Source organism: Ottowia beijingensis (genome assembly GCF_013423955.1).
Classification (GTDB): Bacteria; Pseudomonadota; Gammaproteobacteria; order Burkholderiales; family Burkholderiaceae_C; genus Ottowia; species Ottowia beijingensis.
In genome coordinates this window covers 223,485-243,552 of the sequence record NZ_JACCKX010000001.1, presented here as the reverse complement: position 1 = coordinate 243,552, position 20,068 = coordinate 223,485, and the positions used below count along the sequence as shown (strand labels likewise).

16 protein-coding genes and 3 pseudogenes are annotated in these 20,068 nt (G+C 69.8%); 10 read left to right on the top strand and 9 right to left on the bottom strand.

Annotated elements, in window-relative coordinates:
- Positions 1 to 2: 2 nt before the first annotated feature.
- Complete coding sequence (locus tag H0I39_RS01265; protein WP_180549295.1) at positions 3 to 380, bottom strand: Hsp20/alpha crystallin family protein; 378 nt, start codon at positions 378 to 380, stop codon at positions 3 to 5.
- Positions 381 to 604: 224 nt separating this feature from the next.
- Between H0I39_RS01265 and H0I39_RS01260 the strand changes: the two genes are divergently transcribed.
- On the top strand, positions 605 to 1,201 hold the full coding sequence (locus H0I39_RS01260; protein ID WP_180549294.1) for a DUF2242 domain-containing protein: 597 nt from the start codon (positions 605 to 607) through the stop codon (positions 1,199 to 1,201).
- 68 nt (positions 1,202 to 1,269) lie between these two features.
- Complete coding sequence (locus H0I39_RS01255; RefSeq protein ID WP_180549293.1) at positions 1,270 to 2,541, top strand: branched-chain amino acid ABC transporter substrate-binding protein; 1,272 nt, start codon at positions 1,270 to 1,272, stop codon at positions 2,539 to 2,541.
- 114 nt (positions 2,542 to 2,655) lie between these two features.
- On the opposite strand, the gene H0I39_RS01250 is transcribed toward H0I39_RS01255, so the two are convergent.
- The 6 genes and pseudogenes from H0I39_RS01250 to H0I39_RS01225 form a co-directional block, all read right to left on the bottom strand.
- Positions 2,656 to 3,039, bottom strand: coding sequence for a Na+/H+ antiporter subunit G (locus H0I39_RS01250; RefSeq protein WP_180549292.1), 384 nt, complete (start codon positions 3,037 to 3,039; stop codon positions 2,656 to 2,658).
- Positions 3,032 to 3,310: a K+/H+ antiporter subunit F gene (locus H0I39_RS01245; RefSeq protein ID WP_180549291.1), complete on the bottom strand. Its 279-nt coding sequence runs from the start codon at positions 3,308 to 3,310 to the stop codon at positions 3,032 to 3,034. The genes H0I39_RS01250 and H0I39_RS01245 overlap by 8 nt, the downstream gene beginning before the upstream one ends.
- Positions 3,307 to 3,798, bottom strand: coding sequence for a Na+/H+ antiporter subunit E (locus tag H0I39_RS01240; protein ID WP_257645544.1), 492 nt, complete (start codon positions 3,796 to 3,798; stop codon positions 3,307 to 3,309). Before H0I39_RS01240 ends, H0I39_RS01245 begins: the two co-directional genes overlap by 4 nt.
- The gene (locus H0I39_RS01235; RefSeq protein ID WP_257645543.1) at positions 3,795 to 5,501 is read right to left on the bottom strand and encodes a monovalent cation/H+ antiporter subunit D; all 1,707 of its coding nucleotides are present in this window, start codon (positions 5,499 to 5,501) and stop codon (positions 3,795 to 3,797) included. Before H0I39_RS01235 ends, H0I39_RS01240 begins: the two co-directional genes overlap by 4 nt.
- The gene (locus H0I39_RS01230; RefSeq protein WP_180549290.1) at positions 5,498 to 5,899 is read right to left on the bottom strand and encodes a Na+/H+ antiporter subunit C; all 402 of its coding nucleotides are present in this window, start codon (positions 5,897 to 5,899) and stop codon (positions 5,498 to 5,500) included. The genes H0I39_RS01235 and H0I39_RS01230 overlap by 4 nt, the downstream gene beginning before the upstream one ends.
- Positions 5,900 to 6,072: 173 nt before the next feature.
- Positions 6,073 to 8,992 (bottom strand): annotated as a pseudogene (locus tag H0I39_RS01225) (monovalent cation/H+ antiporter subunit A).
- Between the two features lie 225 nt (positions 8,993 to 9,217).
- Between H0I39_RS01225 and H0I39_RS01220 the strand changes: the two are divergent.
- The 3 genes from H0I39_RS01220 to H0I39_RS01205 all read left to right on the top strand — a co-directional run bounded on the left by H0I39_RS01220 (position 9,218) and on the right by H0I39_RS01205 (position 13,375).
- Positions 9,218 to 9,889 carry a response regulator gene (locus H0I39_RS01220; protein ID WP_180549289.1) on the top strand — a complete coding sequence of 224 codons (672 nt, stop codon included), beginning with the start codon at positions 9,218 to 9,220 and terminating at the stop codon, positions 9,887 to 9,889.
- A gap of 199 nt (positions 9,890 to 10,088) precedes the next feature.
- Positions 10,089 to 11,561 (top strand): histidine kinase dimerization/phospho-acceptor domain-containing protein, encoded by a 1,473-nt coding sequence (locus tag H0I39_RS01215; protein WP_307776749.1) that lies wholly within the window; start codon positions 10,089 to 10,091, stop codon positions 11,559 to 11,561.
- A gap of 278 nt (positions 11,562 to 11,839) precedes the next feature.
- Positions 11,840 to 13,375, top strand: coding sequence for a DegQ family serine endoprotease (locus H0I39_RS01205; protein WP_180549287.1), 1,536 nt, complete (start codon positions 11,840 to 11,842; stop codon positions 13,373 to 13,375).
- Between the two features lie 121 nt (positions 13,376 to 13,496).
- Here the strand turns inward: H0I39_RS01205 and H0I39_RS01200 are convergent, their stop codons facing one another.
- Positions 13,497 to 13,775, bottom strand: coding sequence for a hypothetical protein (locus H0I39_RS01200; RefSeq protein ID WP_257645542.1), 279 nt, complete (start codon positions 13,773 to 13,775; stop codon positions 13,497 to 13,499).
- Positions 13,776 to 13,863: 88 nt separating this feature from the next.
- On the opposite strand from H0I39_RS01200, the gene H0I39_RS01195 reads away from it, so the two are divergent.
- From H0I39_RS01195 to speE, 3 genes are all read left to right on the top strand, one after another.
- Positions 13,864 to 15,030: a pyridoxal phosphate-dependent aminotransferase gene (locus tag H0I39_RS01195; RefSeq protein ID WP_180549286.1), complete on the top strand. Its 1,167-nt coding sequence runs from the start codon at positions 13,864 to 13,866 to the stop codon at positions 15,028 to 15,030.
- Between the two features lie 358 nt (positions 15,031 to 15,388).
- Positions 15,389 to 15,823, top strand: a complete 435-nt coding sequence (gene speD, locus H0I39_RS01190; RefSeq protein WP_373368328.1) for an adenosylmethionine decarboxylase — start codon at positions 15,389 to 15,391, stop codon at positions 15,821 to 15,823.
- Positions 15,820 to 16,791 (top strand): polyamine aminopropyltransferase, encoded by a 972-nt coding sequence (speE, locus tag H0I39_RS01185; protein WP_180549284.1) that lies wholly within the window; start codon positions 15,820 to 15,822, stop codon positions 16,789 to 16,791. The genes speD and speE overlap by 4 nt, the downstream gene beginning before the upstream one ends.
- Positions 16,792 to 16,902: 111 nt before the next feature.
- On the opposite strand, the gene H0I39_RS01180 is transcribed toward speE, so the two are convergent.
- The gene (locus H0I39_RS01180; protein ID WP_180549283.1) at positions 16,903 to 17,088 is read right to left on the bottom strand and encodes a hypothetical protein; all 186 of its coding nucleotides are present in this window, start codon (positions 17,086 to 17,088) and stop codon (positions 16,903 to 16,905) included.
- 98 nt (positions 17,089 to 17,186) lie between these two features.
- On the opposite strand from H0I39_RS01180, the pseudogene rpsO reads away from it, so the two are divergent.
- Both rpsO and pnp read left to right on the top strand, forming a co-directional pair.
- A pseudogene (gene rpsO / locus H0I39_RS01175) lies at positions 17,187 to 17,452 on the top strand (30S ribosomal protein S15).
- Between the two features lie 215 nt (positions 17,453 to 17,667).
- Positions 17,668 to 20,030, top strand: a pseudogene (gene pnp / locus H0I39_RS01170) (polyribonucleotide nucleotidyltransferase).
- Positions 20,031 to 20,068 lie beyond the last annotated feature (38 nt).

Sequence of the window (20,068 nt, the reverse complement as noted above, 5' to 3'; positions counted from 1 at the left end):
CTTCAGTTGATGGCCAGCGTGGTGGCCTTGCTCTCGGGCACCAGCTTGGCCAGGGTCAGCGTCAGCACGCCGTGCTCCAGCTTGGCGCTGCTGGCGGCGGCGTCCACGTCCTGCGCGAACTCGTAGGCCTTCCTGTACTGGCGCGGCGCGCCTTCCACCGTCTCGACCTTGACGGTGGCGCCTTCGATGGCGATGGCCAGTTGCTCGCGGCTGACGCCGGGCACGTCGATGGCTAGCGTCCAGGCCTTGTCGTCCTCGCTCACGTTGGCGGCGGCGGTGCGCGCCACAGTCAGGGCGTCGTCCAGAAAGCGGTCGAGCGAGCGCAGGGCAGGGGCATAGGCCGAGCGGCGGGCGATGGGGGCAGAAGCGGTGAAGAACATCGGTCAATTTCCTTTCGGTTGGAGGGTGGCGGATCGGCCATCGGCGTCGTCCGCTTGATGCCCCAGTTGCGCGCCCGGGCGCCCATTTCAAGCGCCTGCAAGGCAAAAACCAGAGCAACCGGCCCTTGAAAATCACCCCTTGCAGCCCCATGCGCCGCCGCTTGCCGGCTGGTGAAATGCCCGCGCGTTACCATCGCGCCTTGTCTGAGCACCACCGATTCCGGATGCCGTTTGCTGTTGTATTGCGCCGCCTGGCTGTGGGCCTGGCACCCGTCGTGCTGACGGGTTGCGCCGGCTTGTCGCAGGGGCCCGCGCCCTTGCTGAACTTCCAGCCCGAAAGCTTTGATGGCGCCGCCCATGTGCGCCACTTCGACGCCGCGCCCGGCCGCAGCTGCGAGGCGGCGCGCCGCGCGCTGCTGAGCCAGGGCTACGTGCTGACGCCGGCGCAGCCCGAGCAGGTAACGGGCCGCAAGTACTTCCAGCCCACGGCGGAGCACCACGTGCAGCTCGAGTTCCGCGTCGTCTGCGCGCCCGAGCTGGGCGATGCGCAGGCCGCGACCATGTTCGTCAGCGGGCTGAAGGAGCAGTACGTGGTGCGCAAGGTCAAGGACTCGGCCTCGCTGGGCGTGGGCGGCATCGGCTCGCTGTCGCTGCCGCTGGAGGGCAGCCTGGATTCGATGGTCAAGGTGGCCAGCGAAACCGTGACCGATGCCGCGCTGTACGCGCGCTTCTTCGAGCTGGTGCACGGCTACCTCGACCGCGCACCCGCACCGCAAGCGGAAGCGGCCAGCGCGTCGGCTGCTTCGGTGCCTGCTCAGTGATTCAAAGCCTTTTCGGCCTCTAGCGCCTATCCACCGGGCGCTGATTGCTATTTATTCAGGAGTAAACCATGTCCATCACCTCCCGCCGCGCGGTGCTGCGCGCCGGCCTGGCACTGCTGGGCGCCACGCCGCTGTTCGGCCAGGCGCAGGGCGCGCCCATCAAGCTGGGGCTGATCGAATCGCTCTCGGGCCCGTTCGCCAACACCGGCGAAGCGGTGTTCCGCAACCTGGCCTGGGCCATCGAGCGCGTGAACGCGCGCGGCGGCGTGCCCACGGCGCAGGGCCGGCGCCCGCTGCAGCTGCAGCGCTTCGACAACAAGGGGCAGGTGGAAGAGTCGCTGTCGATGCTGCGCGCGGCCGTCGACGGCGGCATCCACTTCGTGCTGCAGGGCAACTCGTCGGCCGCGGCGGCGGCGCTGATCGACGCCATCAACAAGCACAACGAGCGCGAGCCGGCGCGGCGCGTGGTGTTCCTCAACTACTCGGCGGTCGATCCGATCCTGACCAACGAGCTGTGCAGCTTCTGGCACTTCCGCTTCGACGCCCACGCCGACATGCGCATGACGGCGCTGATGGAGCTGATCAAGGCCGACGAACAGCTGGAGCGCATGTACCTGATCGGGCAGGACTACAGCTTCGGCCACGCCGTGCTGCGCGAGGCCAAGCGCCAGCTGGCCCAGCTGCGGCCCGACGTGGCGATTGCCGGTGAAGAGCTGCACCCCATCGGCCGCATCAAGGACTTCCTGCCCTACGCCACCAAGATCCGCAACAGCGGCGCGCAGGCGGTGCTGACGGGCAACTGGGGCAACGACCTGACGCTGCTCGTCAAGGCCGCGCGCGACGTCGGCTTCGACGGGCGCTTCTACACCTTCTACGGCAACGCGCTGGGCGCGCCGGCAGCCATTGGCGACGCCGGCATCGGCAAGGTGGTGGCGGTGGCCGACTGGCTGCCCAACGTGCCTACGGCCGAAAGCGCGGCGTTCTACAAGTCGTTCCGCGAGCGCTTTCCGAAGCCGCAGGACGACTACGTGCACCTGCGCATGCAACTGCTGATCGAGGCGCTGGCGCAGGCCATCGAGCGCGCCGGCGGTACCGACCCGCTGGCGGTGGCGCGCGCGCTGGAGTCGGCCGACGTCACGCTGGCCGGCCAGCGCGGGCGCATGCGCGCGGCCGACCACCAGTTTCAGCAGCCGCTGGCCGTGGGCGTGATGGACAAGGCCGGCACGCCCGGCGTGCCCTTCGACGTCGAAGGCTCGGGCTACGGCTTTCGCGTGGTGCGCCAGCTCAGCGCCGACCAGGCGGGCATGCCGCACAGCTGCAAGATGGTGCGGCCGGGGTGACAAATGACAAATGACAAATGACTTCGCTGCGCTTCAATGACAAATGGCGCATTCGTCATTTGTCATGCGGCGCCAGCCGCGGTCATTCGTCATCGTTTCGAGTGCAAAACGACATCAGTGCTGCTCAGGCGCAGTGGGCGGCGGCGTCTTCGGCTGCAGCGCGGGCGGCAGCGTGGCATCGTTCAGGCGCCGACCACGGAACAACGCCGCGCGCGCCAGCAGCACCGTGGTGATCGGTACCGTGATCGACAGCAGGATGATGATGAGCCACACGTGCAGTTGCGGCCCCTCGTTCTGCGCCGAAAAATAGACGATCGATGCGAAGGTCACGCACCACGAGGCGCCCACGTAGGCCAGCGCGGGCGGGTGCATGCGCTGCACGAAGGTCCGCATCCGCACCAGGCCCCAGGAGGCGCCCAGCGTGAGCACGGCGCTGGCCAGCAGCAGGATGGCGACGATGATTTCGATCCAGAGGGGAGGGTGTTTGTGGTCACTCAATCACCTCCCCGCGCAACAGAAACTTGGCCATCGCCGCCGAGCTGACGAAGCCGAACAGGGCGATCAGCAGCGCGGCTTCGAAGTACATGCTGCTGGTGTAGCGCAGGCCGATGACCAGGGCGATCAGCATGCCGATGATGTAGATCAGGTCGAGCGCCAGCACGCGGTCCTGCGCCGCGGGGCCGCGCAGCATGCGCCACAGGGCCAGCAGCATGGCGAGGCCGTAGGCGACCAGCGTGATGGTGATGGCGTTGGATAGTAGCGGGCTCATGATTCGAAGATCTTCATCAGGGGTTGTTCGTACCGGGCCTTGAAGAAGCGGATGAACTCGGCCTCGTCGGGCACGTTCCACACGTGCAGCAGCATGGCGCTGCTGTCGCGCGCCAGCTCGCTCCACACGGTGCCGGGCACCACGGTGGTGATCATGGCCAGCGAGGCCAGGGCCGTCGGGTCGCGCAGCTCCAGCGGGATGATGACGAAGGCACTGTTCACCGGGGTGCGCCGGTTGCGCAGCAGGGTCCAGAACACGTCCAGCGTGGATTCGATGACGTCGTGGCCGACCGCGAGGATCAGGCGGATCACCGTCAGCGGGTGCCGCACACGCGGGCGCGCCGGTCGCAGCGGCGCCAGCAGCGCCGGCGCGCCGACGCCGAACAGCACGCCCAGCAGCAGCTGGCCGAGGCTGAAGCCGTTCAGCATCAGCCACATCACCACCAGCGACAGCGACAGCAGCGGCCAGGGCAGCAGGCGTTTCATCATCGCCGCAGTCCTCCTTCACCCGTGGCCGTGGGCGAGGGCAGTGGCTTGGCCGAGAGCACGCTGCCGATGTACTCCTTGGGGTCGTGCAGGCCGCGGGCGGTGGCGTTGACATAGCGCAGCACCGCGTCGGCCTGCCACACCAGCATGCCCACCAGCAGCAGCAGCGCGCCGATGGGCAGGGTCTCGATGACGCGCAGGCGCGGCAGCGGGCGGTCGAACGTGGCCCAGAAGTAGCGCACGCCGGCGCGCGACATGGCGATGATGGTGAGCAGGCCACCCACCAGCAGCAGGCCCAGCAGCAGCCAGGCGGCGCCGGAGACACCGGCGTCCTCGCCGAAGCCGGCCGGGTTGAGCAGGGCCGACAGCATCACCACCTTGCCGACGAAGCCGGCCATGGGCGGCAGCCCGGCGATGGTGAGCGCGCAGACGATGAAGGCGAGGCCCAGAAAGGCCATGGCGGCGGGGATGGCGCGGCCGATCAGCGCCTGCTCGTCGTCGTCCAGGTTGACGTCGCGCGTGGGCACCAGGTCGACGGGGTAGGCAAAGGCGTCGTCGGGCTCGATCTCGCTGATGTAGAGCGGTTGCTCTTCCACCTCGCGCGTGCGGTCCACCAGTTCGACCAGCAGGAAGAAGGCGCTGATGGCCAGCGTGGAGCCCAGCGTGTAGTACAGCGCGCCGCCGGTGACCGCCGGCTGGCCGAAGCCCAGCCCCGCCAGCAGCGTGCCCGATGACAGGATGGCGCAGAACGCCGCCATGCGCCCCAGGTGCTGGGTGGCGATGATGCCGAGCGCGCCGAAGGCCAGCGTGACCAGGCCCAGCCCCACCAGCACCGGGCCGCCGAACAGCGCCGAGACACCGGCGTCCTGCGGGAACAGCAGCGTCCACACGCGCAGGATGGCGTACACGCCCAGCTTGGTCATGATGGCGAACAGCGCCGACACCGGCGCCGCCGCCGCCGAGTACGTCGAGGGCAACCAGAAGTTGAGCGGCCAGGCCGCGGCCTTGACCAGGAAGGCCACCGCCAGGATGGCCGCGCCCGCGTGCAGCAGGCCACGGTCGTCCTCGGGGATGGCGGGCACCATGATGGCCATGTCGGCCATGTTCAGCGTGCCGGTCACGCCGTACAGCATGGCCACGCCGATCAGGAACATGCTGGACGCCATCAGGTTCATGGCGATGTAGTGCAGCCCCGAGCGCACGCGCGCCCAGCCCGAGCCGTGCAGCAGCAGGCCGTAAGAGGCCGTCAGCATGATCTCGAAGAACACGAACAGGTTGAACAGGTCGGCCGTGAGGAAGGCGCCGTACAGGCCCATCAGCTGCAGCTGGAACAGCGGGTGGAAGTGCACCCCGGCCTTGTGCCAGCGCGCGCTGGCGTACAGCACGGCGGCCAGGCCCAGCACGCTGGTCAGCAGCACCATCATGGCCGACAGGCGATCGGCCACCAGCACGATGCCGTAGGGCACGGGCCAGTTGGCCGGCAGGTACACGCCCACGGCCTGCACGCCACTGGTGTGCTGCACCCAGAAAACCAGGCCGATGGCCATGGCCACGCCCAGCACGCACGACAGCACGTTGACGAAGGCCTTCAGCGGGCGGCGCGTGTCGCCCAGCAGCAGCATCAGCGCCGCGGTGGCCATGGGCAGCAGGACGGGCGCGATGATGAGGTGTGGCATCGCCCATTCGACCAGGCTGGCAAAGCTCATGGCGCGCCCTCCGGCTTGTCGGCGTAGGTGGTCGGGCGCGGCAGCAGGACGGTGCCGTCGTCGGGCTCCTCGCCGTCCACGTGGTCGGTGTCCGACAGCCCGCGCGAGGCCAGCAGCACCACCAGGAACAGCGCCGTGGTGGCGAAGCCGATCACGATGGCCGTCAGCACCAGCGCCTGCGGCAGCGGGTCGGTGTAGTTCTCCAGGTTGGGCACCAGGCCGGGCTGCACGATGGGCTCCTTGTCGAGCGACAGGCTGCCCATGGCGAAGATGAACAGGTTGACCGCGTACGACAGCAGGGCCAGCCCCATCAGCACCTGGAAGGTGCGCGGGCGCAGCACCAGCCACACGCCCGAGCCGCCGAGCACGCCGATGGCAATCGCCAGAATCATTTCCATGGCACGGCCTCCATGGCAGGCAGAAGGGCTGCGCCAGGCACGGCACCAAAGGCCGCGGAGCAGGCCATGCCAGCGACAGCCGTGCCCGGACCTGCGCCGGGCACTGGCTGTGTCCCTCCTCCCGCAGGAGAGGAGGGAAGGCGCGACAGCGACTCAGGGAGGTGCTTCATGTTCTAGTCCACCTCCCTCGGGCCGGTGGTGGCCGTCACGGTCTTCTCGGGCGCCTTGCGGTGGCTGCGCACCGACTGGTGGGCCAGTGCCGTCAGGATCAGCAGGGTGGAGCCGACCACCGCCGCGAACACGCCGGCATCGAAGAACAGCGCGCTGGCGAAGTGGATCTCGCCCAGCAGCGGCAGCGTGAAGTGCGCCGTGTGCGAGGTCAGGAACGGGTAGCCCAGGAACAGCGCCCCCAGCCCCGTGCCCAGCGCCAGCAGCAGGCCGACGGCGATCCAGCGGATCACGCGCAGCTGCAGGTGCGCCTCGACCCAGTGCGTGCCGGCCACGATGTACTGCGTGATGAAGGCGATCGACAGCACCAGCCCGGCCACGAAGCCGCCACCCGGCAGGTTGTGCCCGCGCATGAAGAAATGCATCGAGATCACCGCCGCCACCGGCATCAGCAGCCGCACCAGCACGGCGGGCACCATGGCGTAGCCCAGCGCCGTGTCCTGCGCGGTGCGGGGGTTGATCAGGTCGCTCACCAGATCGGGCGGCACGGCGCGCTGCTGCGGCGGCAGCTCGATCATCTCGCGCGGCGGGCGGAAGCGCCGCAGCAGCGCGTACACCGTCAGGCCCACGATGCCCAGCACGGTGATCTCGCCCATGGTGTCGAAACCGCGGAAGTCCACCAGCATCACGTTGACCACGTTGGTGCCGCCGCCCTCGGGCAGGGCGCGGTCGATGAAGAAGGGCGAGATGCTCTGCGGCGCCGGCCGCGTCATCATGGCGTAGGCCAGGGCGGCCAGGCCGCAGCCCGAGGCGATGGCGATGGTGAAGTCGCGCGCGCGGCGGGCGCGCACCTTCAGGCCCAGGCGGGGCGATTCGTCCTGCAGGCGCTTGGGCAGCCAGCGCAGGCCGAGCAGGAACAGGATGGTGGTGACCACCTCCACCGTCAGCTGCGTCAGCGCCAGGTCGGGCGCCGAGAACCACAGGAAGGTGAGGCTGACCGCCAGGCCCACGGCACCGATCATGACCAGCGCCGCCAGCCGGTGGAACTTGGCCTGGTTGGCGGTGGCGATGGCGCACACGCAGCCCAGCACCCAGATCAGCGCGAACTCGAAGCTGGCCGGCACGCGCTCGCGGTCGCCCCAGGTCACGCCGCCGCGCCACAGCGCGCCGGCCGCCAGCGCGATGGCCGCCAGCACGATCAGCAGCATCTGCGGCTGCAGCCGGTGGGTGGACAGCAGCGTCAGCCCGCGGCGGCTGGCGCGGTCCAGCCCGTACAGCAGGCTCTGGAACAGGCGCTGCCCGTCGATGCCCTGCAGCAGCGGCACGTGCTTCAGGCGGCCGGTTTCCAGCGCCTTGTGCAGCAGCAGGAACAGCGCGATGCCGCCCACCAGCGCGATCATGCTCATCACCAGCGGCTTGTTCACGCCGTGCCAGATGGCCAGGCTGTAGGCGGGCATGGCGCCGCCTACCACCGGGCGCGCCGCCAGGTCCAGCGCCGGGCCGATGGACCACTGCGGAAAGATGCCCACCACGATGCACACCAGCACCAGCACCTCGATCGGCACGCGCATCCAGCGCACCGGCTCGTGCGGCTCCAGCGGCAGGTCCTTGGCCGGCGGGCCGAAGAACACGTCGACCGAGAAGCGCAGCGAATACACCACGGCGAAGATGCCCGCCACCGTGGCGGCGATCGGCAGGCCGACGTCGAGCCAGGGCATGGCGCTCAGGTCGATGGTCTCGGCGAAGAACATCTCCTTCGACAGGAAGCCGTTCATCAACGGCACGCCCGCCATGGCCGCGCTGGCCACCAGCGCCAGCGTGCCGGTGATCGGCATGGCCTTGAACAGGCCCGACAGGCGCCGGATGTCGCGCGAGCCGGTTTCGTGGTCGATGATGCCGGCGGCCATGAACAGCGAGGCCTTGAAGGTCGCGTGGTTCATGATGTGGAACACGGCGGCCACGGCGGCCAGGTCGCGGTTCAGGCCCAGCAGCAGGGTGATCAGGCCCAGGTGGCTGATGGTGGAATAGGCCAGCAGCCCCTTCAGGTCGTTCTGGAACATGGCGATGTACGCGCCCAGCACCAGCGTGACCACGCCCGCGCCGCCGACGATCCAGAACCATTCCGGCGTGCCCGACAGCGCCGGCCACAGCCGCGCCAGCAGGAACACGCCCGCCTTCACCATGGTGGCCGAGTGCAGGTAGGCCGACACCGGCGTGGGCGCCGCCATGGCGCGCGGCAGCCAGACGTGGAAGGGAACTGCGCGCTCTTGGTGAGCGCGCCCAGCAGCACCAGCACCACCATGGTGGTGTACAGCTCGTGCGCGCGGATGCGGTCGCCCGCGGCCAGCACGGCGTCCAGGTCGTAGCTGCCCACGATGTGGCCCAGCATCAGCATGCCGGCCAGCAGCGCCAGGCCGCCGGCGCCGGTGATGGTGAGCGCCATGCGCGCGCCGCGCCGCGCGTCGCGCCGGTGGTGCCAGTAGCCGATCAGCAGAAAGCTGAACAGGCTGGTCAGCTCCCAGAAGAAGGCGATCTGCACCAGGTTGCCCGACAGCACCACCCCAGCATGGCGCCCATGAACGCCAGGAAGAACGAGAAGAAGCGCGGCACCGGGTCGTTCTTGCTCATGTAGTAGCGCGCGTACAGCGCCACCAGCGTGCCGATGCCCGTCACCAGCATGGCGAACATCCAGGCAAAGCCGTCCATGCGGATGACGAAATTGATGCCGGCCGACGGAATCCAGCGGTATTCCTCGCGCAGCACCTCGCCCGCGCGCAGCTGCGGGAACAGCAGCGCCACCCACACCAGCCCCGCTGCGGCCACCAGCGCCGCCCACGTCGCCGCTGCGGTGCGGGCGTGGGTGGGCATCAGTGCGGCCACCAGGCTGCCGGCGAAAGGCAGGAGAAGCAGGTAAACCAGATCCATCAGGGGAAAACGGGTGGAAGCCAGCCCCGTGCACCCGCGCTGCGGGTGCCGCGGCCAGTGGCGGCAGGGTCGGGAAACGGTGCGGGAACGACCACTGGCGGTGGCCGCGAGAGGCGCAATGATAACAGTGATGTTTTGATGCGTACCCGGCTCGGGACATGCGCCAGCAGCTATCGAAAACGGAGTGATCGGCGCCCGCCGCTTCTGGCCGTAACATCGCATTCCATGCGCATCCTGCTGGCCGAGGACGACACCATGATCGGCGAGATCGTGCTCGACGCCCTGCGCGCCGAGCACTACGCCGTGGACTGGGTGAAGGACGGCGCCATGGCCGAAACCGCCCTGGCCACCACCGACTACGACCTGCTGCTGCTGGACCTGGGCCTGCCGCGCCAGGACGGGCTGGCCGTGCTGCGCGGCCTGCGCGCGCGCCGCCAGCGCCTGCCGGTGCTGATCGCCACGGCGCGCGATGCCGTGGCCCAGCGCGTGGCGGGGCTGGACGCCGGCGCCGACGACTACATCGTCAAGCCCTACGACCTGGATGAGCTGCTGGCGCGCATCCGCGCGCTGCTGCGCCGCGCCGACGGCCGCGCCGAGCCGGCCTACGAGTGGGGCGACGTGCGCATCGTGCCGGCCACGCGCGAGGTCACGCTGCGCGGCGTGCCGGTGCAGCTGTCGGCGCGCGAATGGGCGGTGCTGGAGCCGCTGCTGGCCCGTCCGGGGCGCGTGCTGTCGCGCCAGCAGCTGGAGGACAAGCTGTATTCGTGGCGCGACGAGGTCAGCAGCAACGCGGTCGAGGTCTACATCCACGGCGTGCGCAAGAAGCTGGGCGCCGGGCTGATCGAGAACCAGCGCGGGCTGGGTTACCGGGTGCCGGATGAAGAGGCACCCCGCTGAGTCGCCTGGCGGCGCCTTCCCTTGCGCTGCGCGAGGGAGACATCGCCAGCGGGCGGGCCAAGCCCTTGCACGGCGATCACTGGCCTGGCCTGCTCCGCGGCCGTTCGAACTTCAAGGATCGCCGGTGAGGTGCCGACATGAAAACTCCTGATTCAATAGCTGCTTGCGCTTGATGCACAAGGGCTGGAGGGCAAAAGGCTTGAAAAACGAAGTGAAGCGCGAGTTCTCGCTGCGCGGGCGCCTGACCGGCGCGCTGCTGGCGGCGGTGCTGCTGTTTGCGCTGTTGCAGGCGGCCGTCACCTACCGCACGGCGCGTGCCGAGACCGAGGCGCTGTTCGACGCCCAGATGCAGCGCATCGCGCTGTCGCTGTCGGGCGGGCTGGCGGCCGGTGCGCTGAACGAGGCCGACCCGCCCGCCGACAGCCCGGCCGCGCAGGAGATGATCATCCAGGTGTGGCGCGCCGATGGCGTGATGCAGTACCGCAGCCCGCTCGGCCGCCTGCTGCCGCCGCAGACGGTGATCGGCTTCAGCGACGTCGCGGCCGGCGCCGAGCGCTACCGCGTCTACGCCCTGCGCACCGCCACCCAGGTGGTGCAGGTGGCGCAGCACACCGAGGCGCGGCGCCAGATGGCCGGCGCGCTGGCGCTGCGCGCCGTGCTGCCGGTCGCGCTGCTGGCGCCGGTGCTGATGCTGATCGTGTGTTGGGTGGTGGGCCGCGCGCTCGGCCCCATCGAGCGCGCGCGCCGCCAGGTGGCCGCGCGCCGGCCCGACGACCTCTCGCCCCTGCCCACCGCCGATCTGCCGGCCGAATTGCGGCCGCTGGTGGACGAGATGAACGGCCTGTTCAGCCGCCTGGCCGCGGCCTGGGCCGCGCTGGCCGACTTCACCGCCGACGCCGCGCACGAGTTGCGCTCGCCGCTGGCCGCGCTGCGCCTGCAGGTGCAGGGCCTGCAGCGCGCCGATTCGCCCGCCGCGCGCCAGCTGGCCACGCAGCGCCTGCTGGCCGGCATCGACCGCGCCACACGCCTGGTGGAGCAGCTGCTGGCACTGGCGCGCCAGGAAGGCGCCGCGCGCGATGCCCCGCGCACCCCGGTCGACCTGGTGGCGCTGGCCCACGCCGCGGCCGACGACGCCCGGCCCGAGGCGCTGCGCCGCGCCGTGGCGCTGGCGCTGGACGCACCGGCCCCCGCCATGGTGCAGGGCCAGCCCGAGGCCCTGGCGGTGCTGCTGCGCAACCTGCTCGACAACGCCTTGCGCCACACGCTCGAGGGCGGGCAGGTGCGGGTGCAGGTGGTGCCGGCCGCGCAGTGCGCCGGCCCGGTGCTGGCGGTGGACGACAGCGGCCCCGGCATCGCGCCCGAAGACCGCGACCGCGTGCTGGCGCGCTTTACCGCGTGCCCGGCACGCCGGGCCACGGCAGCGGCCTGGGCCTGGCCATCGTGGCCGCGGTGGCCGAGCGACACGGCGCCCGGCTGCACATCGACGCCTCCGCCGCGCTGGGCGGCGCGCGCATCGCGGTGTGCTTCGCGCCCGACGCGGGCGCGGCCTGATTCCAGATCAAAGCTGCAACATCTCGTCATTCCGACGCAAAGCCTGCCCAGTACGGCGATACGGGGCCGCACTCCAGACGGCGTGTGCGGAGAGCCATGGATCCGGCCTTCGCCGGGATGACGGTGATGGACGCATTGAATTGGAAATGGAATGAAAAGCTGCGCAGGTGGCCGTCGCGCGCCGCCGGGCGCCGGTTTGGCGGCGGGCAGCGGCATTGCCGTTCCTGCCAAAGGCACCAGCCCCAGGCTGCGCATCGCGCCTTGCGTGTCGTCTCCATCCGCATCCCGGCCGGTTCGCGCCGAGCGCCGGTGCTGATCCTAAGTTTCGCCTAACTGTCGGGCGGCACAGTCCTTTCCATACCGCCCGGCGTGGCGGCCTCACACGAAAGGATGATGCTCATGAACACGAGCGTGCAATGGACTTCGAAGAAGCTGGTGGCGGCCCTGATCGCCGCCGGCGTGCTGGGCGGCATGGGCGCCACGGCGGTGCAGCAGGCGCCGTTCGCCGGCCATGCGCAGGCGCAGGCGGCACCGCCCGCCGTGACCGCCACGGCGCCGCTGCCATCGGCCACGGGCGTGGCGGCGCCCGATTTCAGCGCCATCACCGCCCGCTACGGCCCGGCGGTGGTCAACATCAGCACCACGGGCACACGCAAGGTGTCGCTGCAGGGCGATGACGAGGACGACGCCGACAGCGCCCCCGCCGCCCAGCGCGGCGGGCCGGATGCGCAGATGCAGGAGTTCCTGCGCCAGTTCGGCTTTCCGCCCGGCATGTTCGGCCAGGGCCAGCGCGGCGGGCCGGCGCAGGAGCTGCCCACGCGCGGGCAGGGCTCGGGCTTCATCGTCAGCCCCGACGGCGTGATCCTGACCAACGCCCACGTGGTGCGCGGCGCCGACGAGGTGACGGTCAAGCTCACCGACCGGCGCGAGTTCCGCGCCAAGGTGCTGGGCCAGGACGCCAGGACCGACGTCGCGGTGCTGAAGATCGACGCCAGCGGCCTGCCCACCGTGCCGCTGGGCAGCAGCCAGGCGCTGAAGGCGGGCGAATGGGTGCTGGCCATCGGCTCGCCCTTCGGCTTCGAGAACACGGTGACGGCCGGCGTGGTCAGCGCCAAGGGCCGGTCGCTGCCCGACGACAGCGCCGTGCCCTTCATCCAGACCGACGTGGCGGTCAACCCCGGCAACTCGGGCGGCCCGCTGTTCAACGCGCGGGGCGAGGTGGTGGGCATCAACTCGCAGATCTACAGCCGCTCGGGCGGCTACCAGGGTGTGTCGTTCGCCATTCCGATCGAGCTGGCCACGCACATCCAGCGCCAGATCGTGGCGCACGGCAAGGTCGAGCACGCGCGCCTGGGCGTGACGGTGCAGGAGGTGAACCAGGCCTTCGCCGATTCGTTCAGGCTGCCGCGGCCCGAAGGCGCGCTGGTGTCGAGCGTGGAAGACGGCGGCCCGGCGGCGCGGGCCGGCCTGCGCTCGGGCGACGTCATCACCGGCGTGAACGGGCAGCGCGTGGTGGCCTCGGGCGACCTGCCGGCCATCATCGGCATGGCGCGGCCGGGCGAATCGGTGCGGCTGGACGTGTGGCGCGGCGGCAAGCCGCAGACGCTAACGGCGCAACTCGGCAACGCCCAGGGCCAGGCCCAGGCCGTGACGGCAGCGCCCGCCGGCCAGGGCAAGCTGGGGCTGGCGCTGCGCCCCTTGCAGCCGCAGGAGAAGGCAGCCGCCCAGGTCGCCGGCGGCCTGCTGGTGGAGCAGGCCAGCGGCGCCGCCGCACGCGCCGGCGTGCAGCCGGGCGACGTGGTCGTCTCGGTCAACGGCCAGCCGGTGAAGGACGTCGCGCAGGTGCGCGGCATCGTCGCCCAGGCCGACAAGTCGGTGGCGCTGTTGATTCGGCGTGACGGGCAGCAGCTGTTCGTGCCCATGCGCGTGGGTTGACAGGTATTGATGGGGGAGTATGTGTCTCTGGCGCCCGTCAGTCGGGAGCTGGCGGTCGAATGGGTGGGGAGTATTTGATTTCCCCGCGTGTGCTGCCGATGGCAGGCACGGCGCCCGACCGTTACCGGCGCGCCTTGGGCGGCGCTGCGTACCCCAGGCACGCGCCCGCGTTCGGGCGGCCCTGGCATTCGCGGCGCAGGCGCGCGTCCTCGCTGCGCTGGCGCTGCGCCGGGGTCTGGCCGTCCACGTAGGTCACCTTGGGCTCCTTCGGCTGGCCGCGCTTGCCGCTGCGCGGCTTGGCATCGGCCGGCCCGGCGGCGAGGGCCAGGCACAGCGCGCCGGCAGCCAGCGCCAGCCAGCGGGTGGACGGGGTCGACAACGCGGTCACGGTGCTCCTCATGGGGTTCTCCAGCATTTTGGGCCGCCGCGCGCGTGCCGGTTTTCGTGCGATGCTCGCGGCCTGCGCCATTAGATGAGCCCCGCCCACCATGCGTCAAGCCGTCCTCAACCTCGAAGAATCCAAGATCCGTGAAGTCGCCAACGCCGGCATGGGGCGTGCCGACGTGCTGCCGTTCTGGTTCGGCGAGAGCGACGAGGTCACGCCCGAGGCGATCCGCGCCGCCGGCATCGCCTCGCTGCAGGCGGGCGAAACCTTCTACTCGCACAACCTGGGCCTGCCCGCGCTGCGCGACGCCGTCGCCGCCTACACCAGCGCGCTGCACGGCGGCGTGGCCATCGACCGCATCGCCATCACCTCGGGCGGCGTCAATGCGCTCATCGTCGCCATGCAGGCGCTGATCGACGCCGGCGACGAGGTGGTCGCCGTGACCCCCGTGTGGCCCAACCTGACGGCGCAGCCGCGCATCCTGGGCGCGCGCCTGCGCTGCGTGGCACTGCAGCCGGACGCCGCAGGCGCCTGGCGGCTGGACCTGCCCGCGCTGCTGGCCGCCATCACGCCGGCCACGAAGATGCTGGTGGTCAATTCGCCCAACAACCCCACGGGCTGGACGCTCTCGAAAGCAGAGCAGCAGGCGATCCTGGAGCGCTGCCGCGCCACCGGCACCTGGATCCTGTCGGACGAGGTGTACGAGCGCCTGTACTACGCCGGCGACACCGCCAGCGGCGCGGCGCCCAGCTTTCTCGACATCGCCCGGCCCGACGACCGCCTGGTGGTGGTGCAGAGCTTCTCGAAAGCCTTCCTGATGACCGGCTGGCGCCTGGGCTACCTCGTGATGCCGCCCGACATGACGCCGCAGGTCGGCAAGCTGCTGGAGTTCAACACCTCGTGCGCGCCGGTGTTCGTGCAGCGCGCCGCCATGGTGGCGCTGGCGCAGACCGAGGCCATCACCCCGCGCATCGTGGCGCACCTGCAGCGCTGCCGCGACACGCTGGTGCCGCTGCTGCAGGCCGTGCCGGGCGTGCGCACCAGCGCCGCGCCGGGCGGCATGTACGCCTTTCTGCGCATCGAAGGGCAGGACGATTCGCTGTCGCTGGCCAAGCGCCTGGTGGCCGAGGCCGGCCTGGGCCTGGCGCCCGGCATCGCCTTCGGCCCCGAAGCCGAGGGCTGGCTGCGCTGGTGCTTTGCCTCGCAGGACGCGGCGCGGCTGGGGCAGGGCGTCGACCGGCTGCGCGCCTGGCTAGCCGCCCAGGCCTGAAGCGCCCGCGGCTTCGGCTGCCCCATTTCTTGCGCCGACCGCCCGCGCGCCCATGCCCCGGGCGTGCGTTGATGTGCGTTATTACCGCTGATTGGTTGCAAGCTTATGTCAAAAACGATATAATCCTTGGTTCCCCGGACGGGGCTGGCTGCTTTTTAAGTGGCCGCCGCGTTCGGGCCATCTTCCGCCTTTTTCTGCAAACCGCTTCGGTGTGAGCGCAGGCTTGTTGGGGCGGACTTTCGTTTCCGCGCGGGGGTTGTCAAAAGCCTCCGGTCAGCGGTTTCCGTGGCCGCCGCCGGCTTGTTCAGGCGGCGCGTCCTGTTTGCCACCTTGACCGTGGAGATGTGACATGCGCGTATTGCCTCACACCGATTCCCCTGTTCCCATTGTTTCGTCGCGTGCCTCGCTGCAGAGCGAACGCACCGTGCCGCGCCATGCGCCCGGCCTGCACCTGATCGGCGACCTGTACGGCTGCCGCGGCGATGCCGCCCTGATGACCGACGCCGCCAGGCTGGAGGCCTTCTGCAAGCAGGCCGTGGCCGACGCCGGCCTGACCACCGTGGGCAGCCTGTTCCACAGCTTCGGCGAAGGCGAGGGCGTGACCGGCGCCGTGGTGCTGGCCGAATCGCACCTGGCCCTGCACACCTGGCCGGAAGACGACTACGTCACGCTCGACGTCTACGTGTGCAGCTACAGCTGCGACAACTCGGCCAAGGCCGAGGCGCTGTTCGCCGCGCTGCAACAGGCCTTCCAGCCGACCGACCCGCACCTGCACCGGGTCGTGCGCGCATGAGCGCGCCCCACGACGCGGGCACGCCCGCCGGCGGCGGCGCCTTCGCCGTCGAGCAGCTCTCGCCCGACTTCGGCTTCTACGTGCGCACCACCGAACTGCTGGCCGAGGCGCGCTCGCCCGACCAGCACATCGAGATCGTGCAGACGCCGCTGTTCGGCCGCGCCATGCGCATCGACGGCTGCTTCATGACCAGCGAGCGCGACGAATTCTTCTACCACGAGCCCATGATCCACCTGCCCGCCATCACGCACGGCGACGTGCGCCAGGCGCTGGTGGTGGGCGGCGGCGACGGCGGTGCCGCGCACAACCTGCTGCGCTACCCGCAGATGCAGCGCGTGGTGCTGGCCGAACTCGACCGCGAAGTCATCGACATGGCGCGCCAATGGCTGCCCGCCGTGCACCGCGGCGCCTTCGACGATCCGCGCCTGGACATCCGCCTGGGCGACGGCCGCGCCTTCATCGAAGGCTGCGAGGCCCAGTTCGACCAGATCGTGCTCGACCTGACCGACCCCTTCGGCCCCGCCGTGGCGCTGTACACGCGCCAGTTCTACCGCGCCTGCCAGCGCGCGCTCAAGCCCGGCGGCGTCATCTCGCTGCACATCCAGTCGCCCATCCACCGCGGCGACACCATGGCGCGCATCGTCGCCTCGCTGCGCGGCGTGTTCGGCGTGGTGCGGCCGTACCTGCAATACGTGCCGCTGTACGGCACCCTGTGGGCCATGGCCATGGCCTCCGACAGCGCCGACCCGCTGGCCCTGCCCGCGGCCGAGGTCGATGCCCGCCTGGCGCGCGACGGGCTGACCGATTTGCAGCTCTACAGCGGCGCCACCCACCACGGCATACTGAGCCTGCCGCCCTTCGTGCAAGCGTTGCTGGCCGCGCCCGCCCAGCCGGTGGACGACGGCGACAGCCTGGACGAGCCCAGCCTGGCGCAGGCCGCCGGCGCGCTGCGACTGGTGGCCGGCTGACGCACGCCGCCGCCACGCGCAGCCGACCGCGCCAGGTTCGCCCGCCCCTACACGGCGCCGCCCCGCAGGGCGGGCGGCGCACTGTCCGGGGCAGGGGGACTTCCAAGATTTTTACATATCGAAAAACAGCTTTTGCGCCCATCCACCAAGCGCAAGCAGCTCTTTTTCAATACCGGCATAACGCGCCAAATCGCTATCGCCTGTTTTGACGCCTGGCCGGGCAGCGGCCATTGCCGGCGCGCGTGCGGGCCTGGCTCGAGCTGCTGCACGCGCCGCTGCGCTGTCCCTGAGGTTCACGCGCTATAATCCTCAGGTTTTGCATCTTGCAGAACGCACGTGGCATGCAGTTCCGGCGCGCCACGCAAGTCAAACCATTTGGAACGAGGAATTTTTCAATGATCTCCAAAGAGAACAAGGCCACCGTGGTCGCCGACAACGCACGCGCCGCCGGCGACACGGGCAGCCCCGAAGTGCAAGTCGCCATCCTCACGGCCCGCATCAACGAGCTCACCCCCACTTCAAGCAGCACGCCAAGGACCACCACGGCCGCCGCGGCCTGCTGCGCATGGTCAGCCGCCGCCGCAAGCTGCTCGACTACCTTAAGGGCAAGGATGCCGACCGCTACCTCGCCCTGATCCAGAAGCTGGGCCTGCGCAAGTAAGCGCCCATGCATGCCAAAACGCCTGACGCCGCATGTGGCTCAGGCGTTTTTGTCTTTTTCAACCCGGAGCGACGGGCATTCAGAAGCTGAAGCTGTGTCATTCCACCAGCGGGGCGCCGGCGGCGCGCGTTGATGGAATGGCATCGTGTTCTGAGTGAAATCCGGCTCCAACGCAGGACCAGCTTGCGCAAGCAGCTACTATTAAAGGAGCAATCATGAGCCTGTTCAACAAAGTCACCAAGTCCTTCCAGTGGGGCGACAAGACCGTCGTCATGGAAACCGGCGAAATCGCCCGCCAGGCCAGCGGCGCCGTGCTGGTCGAGATCGACGGCACCGTGGTGCTGGCCACCGTGGCCGCCAGCAAGTCGGCCAAGCCGGGGCAGGACTTCTTCCCGCTCACCGTCGACTACATCGAGAAGACCTACGCCGCCGGCAAGATCCCCGGCAGCTTCTTCAAGCGCGAGGCCAAGCCGAGCGAGCTGGAGACGCTGACCAGCCGCCTGATCGACCGCCCGATCCGTCCGCTGTTCCCCGATGGCTTCTTCAACGAAGTGCACGTCGTCATCCACACGCTGTCGCTGAACCCCGAGGTCGATGCCGACATCGCCGCCATGATCGGCGTCAGCGCAGCGCTGTCGATCAGCGGCATCCCGTTCAACGGCCCCATCGGCGCCGCGCGCGTGGGCTACGTCAACGGTGAATACGTGCTGAACCCCGGCCCCACGGCGCGCAAGAACAGCAAGCTTGACCTGGTCGTGGCCGGCACCGAAGCCGCCGTGCTGATGGTCGAATCCGAGGCCGACCAGCTGAGCGAAGACGTGATGCTGGGCGGCGTGGTGTTCGGCCACGAGCAGGGCAAGATCGCCATCAACGCCATCCACGAGCTGGTGCGCGAAGCCGGCAAGCCGCTGTGGGCCGAGAACGGCACCTGGACGCCCGAGGCCAAGGACGAGGACTTCATCGCCAAGGTGAACGCCGCCGCTGAAGAGAAGCTGCGCGCCGCCTACCAGATTCGCAGCAAGCAGGCCCGCACGCAAGCCCTGCGCGAGGCCAATGCCGCCGTCAAGGCCGAGCTGGCCGCGCAAGGCGTCGAGTTCGACGCCGTCAAGCTCGACAACCTGCTGTTCGAGGCCGAGGCCCGCATCGTGCGCGGCCAGATTCTGGCCGGCGAGCCGCGCATCGACGGCCGCGACACGCGCACCGTGCGCCCCATCGAGATCCGCAACAGCGTGCTGCCGCGCACCCACGGCTCGGCGCTGTTCACGCGCGGCGAGACGCAGGCGCTGGTGGTCACCACGCTGGGCACCGAGCGCGATGCGCAGCGCATCGACGCGCTGGCCGGCGAGTTCGAGGACCGCTTCCTGTTCCACTACAACATGCCCCCTTCGCCACCGGCGAGGCGGGCCGCATGGGCAGCACCAAGCGCCGCGAAGTCGGCCACGGCCGCCTGGCCAAGCGCGCGCTGATTCCGCTGCTGCCGGCCAAGGACGAGTTTCCGTACACCATCCGCGTGGTGTCGGAGATCACCGAATCCAACGGCTCCAGCTCGATGGCCTCCGTGTGCGGCGGCTGCCTGTCGATGATGGACGCCGGCGTGCCGATGAAGGCGCACGTGGCGGGCATCGCCATGGGCCTGATCAAGGAAGACAACCGCTTCGCCGTGCTGACCGACATCCTGGGCGATGAGGATCATCTGGGCGACATGGACTTCAAGGTGGCCGGCACCACCAGCGGCATCACCGCGCTGCAGATGGACATCAAGATCCAGGGCATCACCAAGGAGATCATGCAGGTCGCTCTGGCGCAGGCCAAGGAAGCGCGCATGCACATCCTGGGCAAGATGCAGGAGGCGATGGGCGAGGCCAAGACCGAGATCAGCGCCTACGCGCCCAAGCTGTACACGATGAAGATCAACCCCGAGAAGATCCGCGACGTGATCGGCAAGGGCGGCGCCACCATCCGCCAGCTGACGGAAGAAACCGGCTGCACCATCGACATCGCCGAGGACGGCACCATCACCATCGGCAGCACCGATGCCGCCAAGGCCGACGAGGCCCGCGCGCGCATCGAGGCCATCACGGCCGAGGCCGAGGTGGGCGCCGTGTACGAAGGCCCGATCACCAAGCTGCTGGAGTTCGGCGCGCTGGTCAACATCCTGCCCGGCAAGGACGGCCTGCTGCACATCAGCCAGATCGCGCACGAGCGCGTGGAGAAGGTCAGCGACTACCTGCAGGAAGGCCAGATCGTCAAGGTCAAGGTACTGGAGACCGACGACAAGGGCCGCATCAAGCTGTCGATGAAGGCGCTGCTGGATCGCCCGGCGCGTGAAGACGGCGGCAACGGCTACGGCGAGGACCGCCCGCCGCGCGAATACCGCGAGCGTGGCGACCGCCCGCCCCGTGGCGAGCGTGGTGATCGCGGCGACCGGGGTGATCGCGGCGACCGTGGTGACCGCGGCCCGCGTGAAGACCGTGGCGAGCGCCCCCGCGTGCCGAGCGCGAGGAGCGCCCGGTGCCGGCCGAGAGCGCGGAGAGCCCCGAGCAGCAACAGCAGCAGTGATTTGCTGCGGTTTCCATAGCTGCTCGCGCTTGCTATACAAGGCCTGGAGGTTGATTT

Coding starts and splice junctions, on each gene's coding strand:
- H0I39_RS01265 (WP_180549295.1), bottom strand. CDS start 380: ATGTTCTTCACCGCTTCTGCCCCCATCGCCCGCCGCTCGGCCTATGCC.
- H0I39_RS01260 (WP_180549294.1), top strand. CDS start 605: ATGCCGTTTGCTGTTGTATTGCGCCGCCTGGCTGTGGGCCTGGCACCC.
- H0I39_RS01255 (WP_180549293.1), top strand. CDS start 1,270: ATGTCCATCACCTCCCGCCGCGCGGTGCTGCGCGCCGGCCTGGCACTG.
- H0I39_RS01245 (WP_180549291.1), bottom strand. CDS start 3,310: ATGAGCCCGCTACTATCCAACGCCATCACCATCACGCTGGTCGCCTAC.
- H0I39_RS01240 (WP_257645544.1), bottom strand. CDS start 3,798: ATGATGAAACGCCTGCTGCCCTGGCCGCTGCTGTCGCTGTCGCTGGTG.
- H0I39_RS01235 (WP_257645543.1), bottom strand. CDS start 5,501: ATGAGCTTTGCCAGCCTGGTCGAATGGGCGATGCCACACCTCATCATC.
- H0I39_RS01230 (WP_180549290.1), bottom strand. CDS start 5,899: ATGGAAATGATTCTGGCGATTGCCATCGGCGTGCTCGGCGGCTCGGGC.
- H0I39_RS01220 (WP_180549289.1), top strand. CDS start 9,218: ATGCGCATCCTGCTGGCCGAGGACGACACCATGATCGGCGAGATCGTG.
- H0I39_RS01205 (WP_180549287.1), top strand. CDS start 11,840: ATGAACACGAGCGTGCAATGGACTTCGAAGAAGCTGGTGGCGGCCCTG.
- H0I39_RS01200 (WP_257645542.1), bottom strand. CDS start 13,775: ATGAGGAGCACCGTGACCGCGTTGTCGACCCCGTCCACCCGCTGGCTG.
- H0I39_RS01195 (WP_180549286.1), top strand. CDS start 13,864: ATGCGTCAAGCCGTCCTCAACCTCGAAGAATCCAAGATCCGTGAAGTC.
- speE (WP_180549284.1), top strand. CDS start 15,820: ATGAGCGCGCCCCACGACGCGGGCACGCCCGCCGGCGGCGGCGCCTTC.